Genomic DNA, 15,024 nt, shown 5'->3' with positions numbered 1-15,024 from the left:
CTACAAACCGACGTCCATATGTTGCAACGCAATATGCGCGTTATGTTCCATAATGTGGACTCATCGGCAAAAGGCAGGCGGCCGGTAGTCTCGGACCCGTGCACAATTTTCTTCATCGCAACTCATTCCTTCGCATGCCATGCAGATCTTCGCTGACAGCCTTTCGCCTGAAGCCACATATCGCCTCCTTAGCGGAGTAGTGGTGCCTCGCCCAATCGCTTGGATCACGACGCTCTCGCCCGAAGGGGTGGTGAATCTCGCGCCGTTTTCCTGCTTTACCTTCGTGTCGAACAAGCCTGCGCTGATTGGCGTGAACATCGGGCGCAAGGCCGGCGTGCGGAAGGACACGGGCAGCAACATCCATGAACTCGGCGAGTTCGTGATCAATATTGGCGATGCCTCGCATCTGGAAGCTATCCACCTCAGCAGCATCGAGCACCCGCCGCAAGTGAGCGAAGTGGAGGAACTCGGCCTGGCGACGCTGCCATCAACCAAGATTCGCACGCCGCGGCTGGCAGATGTCCCGGTCAGCATGGAATGCAAGCTGGAACGCGTGATCGCGTTCGGAGACACCGGCGCGGAATTCATCGTTGGGGAGGTGCTGACCTACCATCTTCGCGACGGCTTGTATCGCGACGGCAAGGTGGACACACGGGAACTCAATCCCGTCTGCCGCATTGGCGGGCCCAATTACGCCAGYCTGGGCGAGATCTTCACGCTGCGCGGGGTGGCGCAGACGGCAAAATCCGTGCTGAAGCCAGGCGCGTGAAAAAGGCCGCGAACTATACCAGCGGGGAGACGCCGGCCCCGATGTCCGAGGACACTGCCGCCCTGGCGGACCARGGCCACAAGGGTGCGGACGGCGCCCAGAGCATCCGCCGCGCGCTGGCCGTCCTGCGGATCGTCGCGACGGGGCAAGAGCGCGGGGTAAGACTGGTCGACGTGGTGAGGAGCACGGGGTTGAGCCGCCCGACCGTACATCGCATCCTCCGCGTTCTGGTCGAGGAAGGTGCGGTCGAGCAAGATGCTGGCACCCGCCGGTACCTGATCGGCAACGAAGTGACACTGCTGGGTCTCGCACGGGCGGCGCGCTTTCCGCTTCGCGCCGTTGCCGAACCTTACATGCAATACTTGAGCGAGACATTGGGCGATACGACATTCCTGACCGTTGCCAACGGAGACGACTCGGTTTGCATCGGACGCTGGCCAGGCAGCTACCCCGTCAAGGTGCTGTCTATTGACGTCGGTGCGCGCCGGCCGCTAGGCGTCGGCGTGAGTGGATTGGTGCTGCTCGCTGCTTTGCCGGACGATGAGCTCGAGCGGATAGTCCGGCGCAATGCACAGCGTCTCGCATCGCTACGGATCGATACAAGAGAACTGGTGTCGCGTGCGCACGAGGTCCGCCGGCGAGGCTATGCCTACGCACCGGTTGGCGTAGTCCCAGGGTCGCGTGCGGTGGCTGTACCCGTCTACGATGCAGCAGGCATGGTTGTAGCAGGGATGGCGCTTGCCACCATCACGGACCGTCTGCCAGATTCCCGCCTGACTTCGATAATCAAGGAGATGGAGAGGCAGGCAGATCTGATACGGAAGCGAATTGTTGAGATGCAACGCTCGAGAGAGTGAGCGGCAACCCCGCCATGCGGTTTAGTCCACTGGCCGGGTACAGTCGCTGGCCACGTTTGAACTGGGGCGCTGTCGAGCCTTAGGAACCCATCTGACTGTTGATAAAGGCTCGGATTTGTCCGGCGGGGGAATGGTGCCGCAGTACATTCATCTAGCATTTTTTTGTCACGCAGGACAAGCTCCAAGACGATCTCAAAGTGGCTCGATGCGGCGTGTTCCAAGGTGGCCAATAGATTCGACTGATGAGGTCTCAGCGCTTTATCCATCTCTTGCTGAGACCGCATATCGCGCTGGCGTGGCATCTCGACGAAAACGTCGAGGCCGATCCCATGATGCCGCGCACATGCCGCGCGGAGATTGAGGCGCTTAACGCACTTTCAAGGCCGCGAACCCATCGGGCGGTTCCGCTTTCGTCCCGATGCGACAAGCCTCGGCGGCGAGCGTAGTTCGCACTAGACTGAAGAACGCAGAACTGGCATCCGGATGATCCGAACAATGCGCAAGCTCGAAGGCGTGGCCGGCTTCGTCGCCGTAGTGGAAGCTGGCGCGATCAGCGGGGCCGCGCGCCGCGTCCATCTGTCCAAATCCGTCGTCAGCGAGCGCTTGGCCGATCTGGAAAAAATTTCTTTGGGAGCGACCCTGCTGAGACGCACGACACGACGGCTGGCGCCTAGCCGGAATGGCGCACCGCCTCCAGATCCGGAGTCCATCGACATCGTCCACGCTGAAGTCCGATGCGTGCCTGCGCGATTAGGCACGTTTGTCGAGTGCGTCCGCACCGCCATCGGCAGCCCAGCGTACCAGGACGAGTGGGCCGGCCCTCACGACCCCGCCGAAGTCGCCTAGATCGCCGGTGACCCGCATGGCGCCTGACGCTCGCTACTCTGTCCGCCTGTTCGGCGAGTTCCATCTCGACGGCGCCGACGCGCCGATGCCTGACGCGAATTCTCCCCGCTTGCAGGCGCTGCTTGCCTATCTGATTTTGCATCGGGACGTGCCGCAGTCGCGCCAGCAACTCGCCTTCCTGTTCTGGCCCGATTCCACGCAAGCGCAGGCACGCAACGCATTGCGTCAGCTCCTGTTTCATCTACGCAAGTCATGGCCGCACGCAGCCAGTTTCGTCCACGCCGACGCGCAAATGGTGCGATGGTTGCCCGATTCCGCGTTCGATCTCGATATCGCGCAGTTTCAGTCGGCCCTGGCCACCGCGGCGCGGGCCGCAAGCAACAACGACGCGGCCACCGAGGAAGGGCTCCTGACGCATGCAGTGGAACTGTATCGGGGCGACCTGCTAGCCAGTTGTTACGATGAATGGATCGCCCCGCAGCGCGATCAGTTGCGCGAAGCGTGCATCGCGGCGCTCGTGCGGCTCAGCCAGTTGAGCGAGGACAGACGCGACTATGCAAAGGCGTTGAAACACTCGCAGCAGTTGCAGCGGCTCGACCCATTGCGCGAGCCCACCTATATGGCGTTGATGCGCCTGCATGCCCTGAATCACGATCATGCATCCGCGCTGCGCACCTATCGCAACTGCGTTGAAACGTTCACGCGCGAGCTGGGCATCGTGCCGAGTGACGCCTTGCGCGAGGCCTATGCGCGCCTTGCTGCCCAGGCTGCGCCAACACAGCGTCGACGCCCACGGGACCCAATGATCGGACGCCACGAGGAATGGCGGCGGCTTCTCGAAGTGTGGCAGCGTAGTCAGCTTGGCGACAAGCAGTTCGCCCTGATCTCGGGCGAGGCGGGCATCGGCAAGTCGCGCCTGGCGGAGGAATTGCTCGTGCACCTTTCCGGGCAAGGCTTCACCACGACGCACTCGCGGGCGTACGCGGCCGAGGGGAAGGTCGCGTTTGCGCCGGTCACCGGTTGGCTGCGCAGCCCGGCCTTGCACGAAGCGATGGGCGGACTCGACAGACTGTGGCTGACCGAAGTCGCGCGCCTGTTGCCAGAGCTGCTGACGCAACAACCTGGCCTGCCTCCACCTTCGCCACTCACCGAGTACTGGCAGCGCCAGCGGTTCTTCGAAGCGCTGGCGCGCGCCGTGCTGGCGAGAGACGGGCCGCTGCTGCTGCTGCTCGACGATTTGCAATGGTGCGATGCGGAGACGCTGGAATGGCTACGCTTCCTGATGCGCTTCGACGTGAGCGCGAAGCTCCTCGTGGTCGCCACGGCGCGGCATGAAGACATCACGCCCTTGCACGCCGTGAGCCGGCTGCTTGACGCCTTGCGGCGCGACGACCAGCTCACCGAGATGTTGCTGGGCGCGCTGGATGCCGCCGAAACTGCGAAGATCGCGGCGCAGATCATCAATCGGCCGCTGGCCGATGCGGAGGCAACCCGGCTATTCGAGGAAAGCGAAGGCAATCCCCTGTTCACGGTCGAGATGATGCGCGCCCGGTCCGACACCGCGACGGGCGGCGGCACGCCGCTCGGCACGGTCCCGAAGTTGCCCACTTGAACAGGCGCCAGACAATGATCTCGACGCTGCCAGCGCGCAGATTGCCGCGCACTACGAACAGGCGGGCCTGCCAACCGATTCAGCCGCGTTCTATCGGCGCGCGGCCGGCGTTGCGCAGAGCGTGTACGCCTATGACGATGCCATCGCCCTGTTGCGGCGCGGGCTGGCGCAAGCCGATCAGATCGTCGATCCGCAAGTGCGCGCCMGGCAGTCGCTGGCATTGCAACTCGACCTTGCGCCGCCGATTCGCATTTCCCGTGGGTGGGCGGCACCGGAGCTCGACACGCCACTGCGGCGCGCCGTGGAGCTCAGCAGACAGACGGGCGACTTCGGTCAGCAGGCGCGCGCCCAGGTCAGCCTTGCCTTCTTTCTCGTCGTCAGTGCGGAGTTTGCCCAGGCGCGGAGCCTGAGCGAGGAACTCATCGCGGGATTGGGCACGTCCGGGTCGGGTACCTACGCGTCGATGGCATGGACCAACATCATGGGAAGCCTGGTCCAGCAGGGTGACTGGGCGGCGGCGGAGCCAGCGTATCAACACGCGATCGGCGCTTATGACGAAACCCAGCACGCCGAGCATGTGTCGTTGATGGGCGGAAACTTCGGCGTGCTGGCCTCGGCGTGGTCGGCCCATGCATTCTGGTTCATGGGGCTCGCCGATCAGGCCCTCCGGCGTGGACGCGAAGCGCTGGAGATGGCAAACCGGCTGGCACACCCGTTCTCCCAGGCGCTGGCGCTGTCTTATCTTGCAACGCAGCATGCCCTGCGCCGGCAGCACGGCCTGACGCTTCACTACGCCCGACAGGCACGTTCGATCGCCGATCAGTACCACGTCGGCTACTACCTTGCCTGGGCTGACGTGCTGCTCGCCTGGGCCAATGCAAGGCAGTCGCCCGGGGCCGGCGCCGTGGCGGCAATGCGAGCGGCGATCGAGGGCTTTCATGGCACCGGCGCGCGCCTGCGGCTGCCGCTGTATCTCGGCATGCTGGCGGAATGCCTGGGTGACGTGGGCGAGACCGAAGCCGCGCTTGCGGCGCTGGATCAGGCGCTCCACCATGCGGAGCACACTGGCGAGCACTGGCTGGACGCGGAGCTCTATCGCCTGCGCGGCGAGCTTCTGCTGCAACGCAGCGCCAACCTGGCCGAAGCCGAATCGTCGCTGATCAAGGCGATCGAGATCGCTGCCGCCCAACGGGCTCGCCCTCTCGAGCTGCGCGCCGCGCTGTCGCTGGCGGCGTTGCGCGAGCCACGGGAGGGCATCGGCGCGCGCCGGGTGGTCGAGCCGCCGCTCGCCCGATTCGCCGAGGGCTTCGACCAGCCCGACATCGTCCGGGCGCGCGCATTACTGGCGCGTTAGTCATGGTTTGGCCGCGCCGGGCCAGCCGCGTCGGAGATTGGCGCATATAACGGCGCGCCTAACGCCTTTCAAACGCCGAGGTTGATAAAACTCCTGCATACCAACCGGACAGGAGGCAACCATGGAAGGTGCTCTGAGTGAAAGCGTCGCCACCGCGCTGAAGCCGCATTTTCGGGGGCAATTGATTCAGCCTGGCGATGCGGCCTATGACCAGGCACGCGCGGTGTACAACGGCATGATTGACAAGCGCCCGGCATTGATCGCGCGCTGCACGGATGTCGCCGACGTCATTGCGGGGGTGAACGCCGCGCGAGACAGCGGTATGCTGCTGGCCGTACGTGGCGGTGCGCACAATGGCGCGGGGCTCGGCACATGTGACGGCGGATTGGTGGTCGACCTGTCGCCGATGAAAGGCGTGTTTGTCGATCCGAAGCGCAGCACCATCCGGGCTGGTGGTGGCTGCACCTGGGGCGATGTGGACCACGCCGCCAGCGCCTATGGACTGGCGACGCCGAGCGGTTTCATCTCGACCACGGGCGTGGGTGGGCTGACGCTTGGCGGGGGCATTGGCTACCTTAGCCGCGCCTACGGCCTGACGATCGATAACCTGCTCAGCGCCGAGGTCGTTCTGGCCGACGGGCGACTGGTCAATGCCAGCAGCGACGAGAACGCGGAGCTGTTCTGGGCGCTGCGCGGCGGTGGCGGCAACTTCGGCGTGGTCACCTCATTCGAGTTCAAGGCCCATCCTGTCGGCACGGTCTACGGCGGCCCGATGCTGTGGCCGGTGGACCAGGCGCGCGAGTTGATGACGTGGTGGCGCGATTTCATCCTGACTGCACCGCAAGACATCAATGGCTGGTTCGGCTTTGTGACGGTGCCGCCCGGGCCGCCGTTCCCCGAGTCTGTCCACCTGCAGAAGATGTGCGCCGTGGTGTGGTGCTACACCGGCCCACTCGATCAGGCCGAGGCGCGCTTCAAGCCGATTCGCGACGCCATGCCGCCAGCGGTGGACTTTGTCGGCTCCGTTCCTTGGCCGGCCTTGCAGAGCCTGTTCGACGCGCTGTATCCGCCTGGCCTGCAGTGGTACTGGAAAGCCGACTTCGTGAGCGACCTAAGCGACAAGGCCATCGACCTGCACATCAAGTATGGGCACCAGTTACCGTCCATGCACTCGACCATGCACCTGTATCCCATCAACGGCGCGGCGCATCGCGCGGGCCCCAATGACACCGCGTTCAGCWATCGCGATGCGAGCTTCGCCAGCGTGATTGTCGGCGTCGATCCCGACCCGGCCAACAACGACCGCATCGTGCAGTGGGCCAAGGACTACTGGCTGGCGCTGCATCCGCACTCGGCTGGCGGCGGCTACATCAACATGATGATGGACGAAGGCAACGACAACGTGAAAGCTGCCTATCGCGACAACTATGCGCGACTGGCGGAGATCAAGCGCAAGTACGACCCTGCAAACCTGTTCCGCGTGAATCAGAACATCAGGCCCGCCTGAGGGGAGCCGACGGTTGCGACTGCTGAAATCATCGTGGGAGTCGCCGCCCTGATTCCCGGCGACTCCCACGCCCCTTGCCTGCCGGAATCGCGAGGAGAAGTTCATGAGCAAGCTGGTTTGCGCCGGGCTCGCAGCCCTGGTGCTTTTCACTGCCTGCACTGACGCCGGGAGGAGCGTGGACTGTGCCGGCGGCATATCGATGGGTGGGTTGGGTGCAAGGGAAGCGCTGGATGAAATGGCTGGCGCAGCTTTTCCGATGAACGGCGGGCAGTTTTCGCTCTATCTGTTCCGATAGGCCTGGCCCTGCGGGAGACCTATAAAGAAGGCGTGCCGACCACCGGTTACGCCTCGATGAATCCCGATTGTCCCGCCATCCTCAACGCCTCCTTGTTGACGGCACGGCCGTCGCGAAGGATCAGCACTTCGAGCACGGCACGCTCGCGCGGGGCCAGCGCCAACGGTGATCCGTCGAGGATGAAAGTGCGGCTGAGGCCATCATAGCCGAGGGGGCCGCAGCGCAACTGCTGGTTTACGTGGCCGTGGCTACAATACCTGATCTCCCGTGGAATGGCCGAGGTTTTGGCCGAGTTGCGGCGCGACGGCCGCAATGCTCTGGAACTGAAAGGCCATGGCCGCGCGAGCGGCAAACAGGACGGCAAGCATGGTCCAGCGGCTGTGCACCTGATTCCCCACAATGCCAATACCATGTGCTAGGCGGAGGGTCTGATGTTCTGATTCAGGCGAAAGAAGTTGGCCGGGTCGTACGTGGCTTTGAGCGCGGCGAGGCGCGCGTAGTTTTCACCATAGGCGGCGCGCACGCGGTCCTCGCCCTCGTCACCGAGGTTGTTCGCATAGACGCCTCCAGTCGAAAAGGGCTTGACGGCGCTCCACACGTCGCGCGCCCAGCGGGTGGCCTCAGCCTCCTCGGCCGGATCATCCCAGATCGAGATTGGGAAGCAGTCGTAACGCGCATCGCGATTCGCATAAGCCGTTGCCGACGCGGGAACGCGGGCAATGGCGCCGCCGACGTGCTGGAACACCAGCAGCGAAGAAACCGAGGGCGCAAGCGCATAGGTCTCGAGAAGGGTGTCGATGGCGGCGTCGGTGAGCGTGTGCAGATACTGCGCCTTCCAGTAATAGCGGCGTCCGCGCGGAAAGAGGCTGTCGCCGCCGGACTGGATCTGAAGGTAGGGAATCGGGGCCAGCTTGCTCTCGACCGGGTCGCCGTGCTCCAGGAGTGGACGGATGATACGCTCGCCGACCTCGTTCGCGCCGCAGTAGCAGGCCGAAATGTTGAAGAAGCGCTCGCCCGAGGGGGCCGTCACGAGGGCGGCGTCCACACTGAGCTCGTCCGGGGCCCGGGCGCAGAAATCATCGTAGAACCGCATCGCATCGCGCGCGCCGTCGTAGGGGTGGCGTACCGAACCCACCAGCAGTGCCGGCCCGACCGGGTGGAGTTGGTATTCGAAGGCGGTGACGATGCCGAAGTTGCCGCCGCCTCCGCGCAATCCCCAGAACAGGTCCCTATTCGCGACGGCGCTGGCTTTCACAAGCCTGCCATCCGCCAGCACGACATCGGCGGCCAGAAGGTTGTCACAGGCCAGGCCGTGTTTGCGCCCGARCTTGCCAAACCCGCCGCCCAAGGTCAGTCCGGCAATGCCCGTGTCGCTATTGATGCCCATCGTGGTGGCCAGTCCATGGGCGTGTGTGGCAGCATCGAACTCGCCCAGGCTCAGGCCGGCTTCGGCACGAACCACGCGCCGCGCCGGGTCGACGGCGATGTGCTTCATGCGAGACAGATCGATCACAATCCCATCGTCGCAAACCGACAAGCCAGCCACATTGTGTCCGCCGCTGCGGACCGCGACGAGGTGGTTGCCCGATCGGGCGAACGTCACTGCTTCGATGACATCGGCCGTGCTGGCGCAGTACACGACCATGGCCGGCCGCTTGTCCACCGCGCCGTTCCAGACCTTGCGCGCATCCTCGTAGCCTGGATCGTCGGGGAGGACCACATCTCCGTCAAGTTTGCGCCGCAGTGCGTTGAGAGCTGATGCCGGCCGACTGGCCCCGAGGCTGTTGATTGATGGTCCAGTGCCCATGCTTATCCCCATTTATTCGGTTTGATCGGGGTCAATTCCATCCGACCGGGACCATGCTGTCACGCGCTCTTTCGCATGGCAAAATCAAAGAACTCAGCTCCAGGTGAGGAAAACTCATCTACGCCCATGAGAAAGCTGCCCCCTCTGCGATCGCTGCAGGCCTTTGAGGCTGCCGCTAGGCTTGGCAGTTTCAAGGCGGCGGCCGCGGAACTCCATGTGACGCCCACGGCCATCAGCCATCAGATCCGGCTGCTGGAAGAGACGTGTGGGCAACGCCTGTTCCAGCGCCACCCGCGGCCTCTGGTGCTGACGGGCGCGGGTGCGAGGCTRTATCCGGCGTTGCGCGATGGCTTCGATGCCCTCGTGGGCGCGGTGGCGGGGATGGCCGAATCCAGCGCGCCGATTCCGCTGCGCGTCACGAGCCCCAATGCGTTCGCGAGCCGATGGCTGGTCCCGCGTCTGCCGCAGTGGCGGGAGCGATACCCCGACATCGCGCTTGAGATCATCGGAACTGACGCGATCTTGGACCTTCGATCGGGTGACGCCGATGTGGCGATCCGCTATGCCCGGACCATGCCAACAGGATTCGTTGTGCGGGAGATCTGTCGGGACACGTTTTTCCCGATCTGCAGCCCGGCGCTATTGGTTAAGGATGGACATGCCATCGAGCGCGCGTCGGATTTGCTGCGCTTCCCCCTTATCCACTTCGACTGGATGACCCGGGATCCGCACGCCCCCACATGGCTGCAATGGCTTGCGACTGCGGGCCTGATCGATCCGAGCTTGAAGGTGGCCGACAAAATGTGGGCGCTCAGTTTCCGGGAGGAACTGCACGCCATCGACGCCGTGGTCGCGGGGCAGGGGGTCGCGATCTGCAGCGACGTTGTGGTGGGCCATGAGCTGAGATCCGGGGCACTGGTCAAGGCGCATCCCCTGTCGCTGCCAGGCTATGGCTTTTACCTGGTCGCCATGGCCCAGAACTTGCGGCAAGCGGACATTGAGGCTTTTGCAGCTTGGATGGGGGCAATGGACTGAGCGGAGCCTGCACTGCTACGAGCATTTCTGCAGCGCGTCGACGCGATGCTCGAGGAACTGGATGTGCGGGGATCCCGTGGGGGATAGTCACGAACAAGAACGGCCGGTTCGCCCAGCCCCTCGTAGTTGCTGACGGGCTGAGATGAACGAGCATGAGCATCGCGAAGACGACAAAATGCAGGCCGGACAATATGCCGGGCAAACGCGCATAGTCGCGAGCTAGTCTACGGACCCGATTGAGCCAGCCGAAGCTGCGTTCAACGACCCATCGCCGAGGCAGGAGAGCGAAGCCCTTCTTGGTTGCGGGCGGCTTGATCATCTGCAGATCCATCCCTGCGTCGCGAGCAGCTTGTGCTGGTTCGTCACAAGTGTAACCCTGGTCTGCAAAGGCGATCTTGACGGTATGGACCGCATTCGCCACGGCGCGCCTGCCCTGGCCAACCCCAGCGAAGCCCATTAAAACAATTCGCGCAAGTCATGCGAGCGCTGCGGTGCGTGCTCGCTCATCAGCGTCAAATACGGGGCCGCGAAGCTTCAACCCTCGTCAGAAACATCGCTGCGATACCGTTAACGTTTTGCCATCCACCTCCGACTGTATTCTCGGCAAAAGGTGCATAACACGCTCTAGGCGCCCCTTGCGAACCAATTTCTGCGGGGAGAAGGTGAGGCAGGTAGCCTGCGAACTTGGCTGGGGCTTGGCTCCGAGGGTTCGCGGGCATACATGTCGGCAAGGCGAGGATGGGGTTGACCGAGCAGATGGGGCGGTCTAGGCCACATAAACGGTTATGTACAGACGACGGTGCCGAAGGCGTATGAAGTGATTTCGGCAATTGCGAAAGGAGCTTCTATCGCAACAGTAGGTCCGGTTACCACGGCGCATTCTCTCAGCAGCGGTATAGGATCGGTACCGGGAACGGAGGGAGGCGAAAAGTTCGGACGCCACGCACGCGACGGATGGCCTCCTTGGCTGGCTCGGTTTGCAGAGCTTCACGCGTGGTCGTTCGCGGCTCTTCGGCCTGTCGCTAGTTTCGAGGAAGAACGCCGTGATGGCGCGGCTGTGCCGCAGTGTTTGGTTGCCCCCTCCCCGTGCCCAGCAGGCGGGCGTGGCGCCCTCAGGCTGGTAGAAGGGTTCTTGCGCTTCCTCTGGCCAATGCACCTAGCGCACCCATTTCGCGGCCGGATTGTCCTCGAATGACGGAGCAGCTTTCAGGCGCTTTCGATCAGGTTCGCGCCTTAGATGCCAGCGGTAATGCCGCTACCCGCTGATGCAGTGGTCCTTGAACTTGGTAAGAAGCAAGCCGGTCTCCGATATACTTTCATTTTCGTGAAATAACGATGTGGCCACTACTCTTAGCGGCTCTCATGACTTTGTATTGCCCATGCCACGACCTTTGCCAGATCCAACGTTGCCATCCCGCGCCACGATCAAGATTTGCTCCCATCTTGGGGATAGGGTGCGCGCGACTCGCGCTGCCCAAGGCCTGCCAATCGATCAGGCMGCGCGGACGTGCGGGGTGTCTGTGGGAATGCTGTCGAAGCTGGAGAACGGAAAGGGTGTTCATCTTGACTATGTCCTCCGCGCTCTAGCTGGTTTGGGTTTGACAATGCTGGTCGTCCCGAAGGATCACGTGCCCCTTCTTGAGCAAGCCGCATCTCATGCAGCGCGCGAGTCTAAGGCGTACGAAGTAGGGCGGCCGAGGGATTTGGAATGGGACTAATTGCCGTCCCGGCACGGCAGCTAGCAAGCGGCAATCGCGAAATGGGACTTTCGCTGCAATGTTAGGTGTGTGGAGAATGTAGGCTTAGCCATTCCCTGCCAGCAGAAGACAATTATCGCAATTAACCGCCAAAATCAGAACCCGTCAGTCAATCCTTCAAGAGGGGCCGTCCCGCTTGGAGGAACTTTTGGCGGCCAACCAGGCATGGCTGACAGTCAATGTCATCAAAGATCCAACAGAATTTGGCTCGCAGGGGCCAATGGAGATGACCTCGGTCGACGGAGCTGAGATGAAGTCGTCCCAATTGCGCGGCGCACCAAAAAAGTGCATTAAGAGTCATAAAGAATTCACAATGACTGCGTAGCATCCGCGGATCGCAACGCCCTGGGCCCTGGCGCCCGCATCTCATGTTTCCTCCAAGTTCCCTCCGTGTCCTGACCGCCGCGTTGATCGGCGCCATGTTGCTGACCGCCTGCGGTGGTGGCGACGATGCCACCACCACATCCGCGCTCGCGCAGCCGCTGTCGATCCCCGCCGCACCCAAGGACCTGGGCTTCGCCGACTCCGCACCGGTGGCCGACCAGGCCGCCGTACTGCCCTTCGTGGACTACGCCTATACGAACCAACGCGGCGACGCGCGCTACGCCACCAAGGAAACCAACGCCGGGGTGCGCGTGTTAAGCGGCTTTCTTGACCTGTGGAAGCCCACTACGCTGATCGTTGATGCCGGCGTCACCGCGGCCGCGAACGGCAGCTTCCCCGCCGTGGTGGCATCCAGCTGGACCGGCATTCCTGGAGACAGTACCGATGGCACCATCCTGAACGCAAGCGTGCTCGGCGCCAACATCCAGTACGTGGCCAATGTGACCGCGCAGCGCACTGCCGCGCAGGAACTGGCCGCGTACCTGGACGATCGGCGCAACAAGGGTTACAGCGTCAGTGACGGCCTGGGCCCGCTGACTGCCACCTGGCAGGCCGCCGCGCAACAGACCACCACCATCACCAGCATCGCTAGCGACGCCACCACCGTGTTGTACAACGACGGCGGCAACAACGTCGGCGTGGGAGGTAGCACCAACACCAGTTTTGGCACCGTGGTGGACTTTGTGAGCAACATCGGCGAGAACGGCTCCACTGAGCCGGCCAAGCGCTTCTACAAATACGCGCGGCCGTGGCGCTGGAGCAGCAGTGTCAACCTCATCCCCGCGCTGGTGCCGGCCAAAAGCGGCACGCCCGCCACCGATGGCGGTTTCACCAGCGGCCACACCGCCGAAGCCGTGCGCGACGCCATCGCCATGGCCTATGCCGTACCGGAGCGCTTCCAGGAAATGGTCACACGCGGACTGGAGCTGGGCGAGAACCGCATTGTCGCTGGCATGCATTCGCCGCTGGACGTGGTCAGTGGCCGCATGCTCGGCCAGGCCACCGCCGCCGCCAGCATCGCCACTGGCGCCAACGCCGCGCGCAAGGCCGCCGCTTATGACCAGGCCCACAGCACGCTGATGGCGGCGGCCAAGGCTGATACCAAGCTGGCCTTCAACGATATCGCGCATTCCGGCACCACGGCCACCGACCGCTTTGCGGACTACGCCACCAACAAGGCCAACTACAACCGCCGCATGACTTTTGGCTTCGCGCAGATCGCCGATACCACCAAGCCAGCGGTGGTCCCCAAGAGCGCCGAGGTGCTGCTGGAAACGCGCCTGCCTTACCTGGATGCCAACCAGCGCCGCGTGGTATTGAAGACCACTGCGATGCCGTCGGGCTATCCGGTGATGGACGACGCCGAGGGCTGGGGACGCATCAACTTGTTCGCCGCGGCAGACGGCTACGGCGCCTTCAACGGCGACGTGGTGGTCAACATGGATGCCTCTCTGGGCGGCTTCAATGCGCTCGACACCTGGCGCAACGACATCGGCGGTGCCGGCAAGCTGAACAAGCAGGGCAGCGGCACGCTGCGCCTGGGCGGCCAGAACAGCTACACCGGCGGCACGCAGGTCGCGGCCGGCACGCTGCAGGCCCTCTCGGCCACGGCCTTCGGCAAGGGCGACGTCTATCTCGGTGGCGGCACCCTGGCTTCCAGCGCCGACGCACAGTTGGTGATCGCCGGCGCCTACACGCAGCTGGCCAACACCACGTTGCAACTGGACGTGGGCAGCGGGGGCGCCGGCCGTCTCGCGGTCAGTGGCATCGCCACCGTGGCGGGCGGCGCGTTGACGGTGAACTTCCGCAGCGGCTTCCGTCCGGCGGCGGGGGACACCATCAGCCTGCTTTCCAGTGCCAGCCTGAAGGGCCAATACACCACCATCTCGGTGCCGGGCTACAAGACCACGGCCATCTACACGCCTACGGGCTTGTCGCTGCGGATCGACGGGACGGCTTGATGTTGTGACAACGAAGAAAGCCACCTTCGTGAACTGCACCCCAAAGGTTGAACGGGTGTCCAGCTCTTGGGGTGCAGTTCATTCGGGCGGCTTTCCTGATTTCCGGTGATGTCCATTGTCGGTGGGTGTCGCCCGTCTCCCAATCGACGAATGGGAGACGGGGCGATGACGAGTCAATCGCCAACCTCAGCCTGGATGACATATTGCCGTGGATACGAATGGCCGGTTGCTGATGGCGAACTTGACGCCGGCGGACATCGCCGACAGTACCGGGGCGTTGGCAGTTCTGGAGGCCCTAAAGAAGCGCGTTTCGTACACCGGCCAAGGCTGTCAACGTCAATCGTCATCGCTTCGGGTCACTGCTTGTCCGGGTACCCGGCCTCGCTAAGCACCGCGAGGAAAGCGCTCTCGTCCAAGGCGCTATCGACCCGAACTTCACGCGCGGGCGGGTCGGTTTCGACGCGGGCTTGCGGATCGACGCTCAGCAGCGCCTTGGTGACGGATTTGGCGCAGCCGCCGCAGGTCATGTTTGGAATGTAGAAACGAAGCATCTTGATCTCCTGGTTGGTTACTCTGTCCGACCAATATGGGGTTTGACAGCGTGGTAAGGTCAAACGCTTTTCAGCGAAATTTTTTTACGTCGATTTCGATGGCGGAATTCTTGCCCCGCGTTTGAGCGAACCCGAGAAGGGATGACCATTGAAGAACGCTGACCTCGGTTGGGTAAGAATGAGGCAAGAAATCTGGTGCGCGCTCATCTCAGCGCGCGAACGAGTCGCCGTGGCGGCGCGATCGCGTGACGAGGCGGGCGCGTTGACCCCAAACCGAGGCGTCCTATGT

12 protein-coding genes and 2 pseudogenes are annotated in these 15,024 nt (G+C 63.4%); 10 read left to right on the top strand and 4 right to left on the bottom strand.

What is annotated here, in order from left to right:
- The first annotated feature begins 139 nt into the window (after nt 1–139).
- The 7 genes from AC1DS3_RS14545 to AC1DS3_RS14515 all read left to right on the top strand — a co-directional run bounded on the left by AC1DS3_RS14545 (nt 140) and on the right by AC1DS3_RS14515 (nt 7,240).
- A complete protein-coding gene (locus tag AC1DS3_RS14545; protein WP_441633047.1) occupies nt 140–769 on the top strand; it encodes a flavin reductase family protein in 630 nt (209 codons plus the stop codon).
- A 41-nt stretch (nt 770–810) separates the two neighbouring features.
- Nucleotides 811–1,626, top strand: coding sequence for an IclR family transcriptional regulator (locus AC1DS3_RS14540; RefSeq protein ID WP_441633188.1), 816 nt, complete (start codon nt 811–813; stop codon nt 1,624–1,626).
- A 495-nt stretch (nt 1,627–2,121) separates the two neighbouring features.
- Nucleotides 2,122–2,472 carry a helix-turn-helix domain-containing protein gene (locus tag AC1DS3_RS14535; protein WP_441633045.1) on the top strand — a complete coding sequence of 117 codons (351 nt, stop codon included), beginning with the start codon at nt 2,122–2,124 and terminating at the stop codon, nt 2,470–2,472.
- Between the two features lie 16 nt (nt 2,473–2,488).
- Nucleotides 2,489–4,084, top strand: a complete 1,596-nt coding sequence (locus AC1DS3_RS14530) for an AAA family ATPase (RefSeq protein WP_477127418.1) — start codon at nt 2,489–2,491, stop codon at nt 4,082–4,084.
- Nucleotides 4,085–4,205: 121 nt separating this feature from the next.
- Nucleotides 4,206–5,438: a hypothetical protein gene (locus AC1DS3_RS14525; RefSeq protein ID WP_477127417.1), complete on the top strand. Its 1,233-nt coding sequence runs from the start codon at nt 4,206–4,208 to the stop codon at nt 5,436–5,438.
- A 121-nt stretch (nt 5,439–5,559) separates the two neighbouring features.
- Entirely contained in the window at nt 5,560–6,945 is a 1,386-nt protein-coding gene (locus AC1DS3_RS14520) for an FAD-binding oxidoreductase (protein WP_477127416.1), read from the top strand.
- Between the two features lie 103 nt (nt 6,946–7,048).
- Nucleotides 7,049–7,240, top strand: coding sequence for a hypothetical protein (locus AC1DS3_RS14515; RefSeq protein WP_441633039.1), 192 nt, complete (start codon nt 7,049–7,051; stop codon nt 7,238–7,240).
- A gap of 82 nt (nt 7,241–7,322) precedes the next feature.
- Here AC1DS3_RS14515 and AC1DS3_RS14510 read toward each other — a convergent pair.
- Nucleotides 7,323–7,490 (bottom strand): annotated as a pseudogene (locus AC1DS3_RS14510) (DNA-binding response regulator); the annotation flags it as partial.
- 165 nt (nt 7,491–7,655) lie between these two features.
- The gene (locus tag AC1DS3_RS14505; RefSeq protein ID WP_477127415.1) at nt 7,656–8,960 is read right to left on the bottom strand and encodes an FAD-binding oxidoreductase; all 1,305 of its coding nucleotides are present in this window, start codon (nt 8,958–8,960) and stop codon (nt 7,656–7,658) included.
- Between the two features lie 213 nt (nt 8,961–9,173).
- Between AC1DS3_RS14505 and AC1DS3_RS14500 the strand changes: the two genes are divergently transcribed.
- Nucleotides 9,174–10,082 carry a LysR substrate-binding domain-containing protein gene (locus tag AC1DS3_RS14500; RefSeq protein WP_441633035.1) on the top strand — a complete coding sequence of 303 codons (909 nt, stop codon included), beginning with the start codon at nt 9,174–9,176 and terminating at the stop codon, nt 10,080–10,082.
- A 208-nt stretch (nt 10,083–10,290) separates the two neighbouring features.
- On the opposite strand, the pseudogene AC1DS3_RS14495 reads toward AC1DS3_RS14500, so the two are convergent.
- Nucleotides 10,291–10,485, bottom strand: a pseudogene (locus AC1DS3_RS14495) (transposase); the annotation flags it as partial.
- A 976-nt stretch (nt 10,486–11,461) separates the two neighbouring features.
- Here AC1DS3_RS14495 and AC1DS3_RS14490 point away from each other — a divergent pair.
- Both AC1DS3_RS14490 and AC1DS3_RS14485 read left to right on the top strand, forming a co-directional pair.
- On the top strand, nt 11,462–11,800 hold the full coding sequence (locus AC1DS3_RS14490) for a helix-turn-helix domain-containing protein (RefSeq protein WP_441633033.1): 339 nt from the start codon (nt 11,462–11,464) through the stop codon (nt 11,798–11,800).
- A gap of 407 nt (nt 11,801–12,207) precedes the next feature.
- Entirely contained in the window at nt 12,208–14,184 is a 1,977-nt protein-coding gene (locus AC1DS3_RS14485; protein WP_477109173.1) for a phosphatase PAP2 family protein, read from the top strand.
- Between the two features lie 356 nt (nt 14,185–14,540).
- On the opposite strand, the gene AC1DS3_RS14480 is transcribed toward AC1DS3_RS14485, so the two are convergent.
- Entirely contained in the window at nt 14,541–14,735 is a 195-nt protein-coding gene (locus AC1DS3_RS14480) for a heavy-metal-associated domain-containing protein (protein WP_441633029.1), read from the bottom strand.
- Between the last annotated feature and the right edge of the window lie 289 nt (nt 14,736–15,024).

Source organism: Cupriavidus sp. 01L46, from assembly GCF_056399905.1.
Note: the sequence above shows the minus strand (reverse complement) of the source record. Positions and strands in the feature narration are given on the sequence as shown.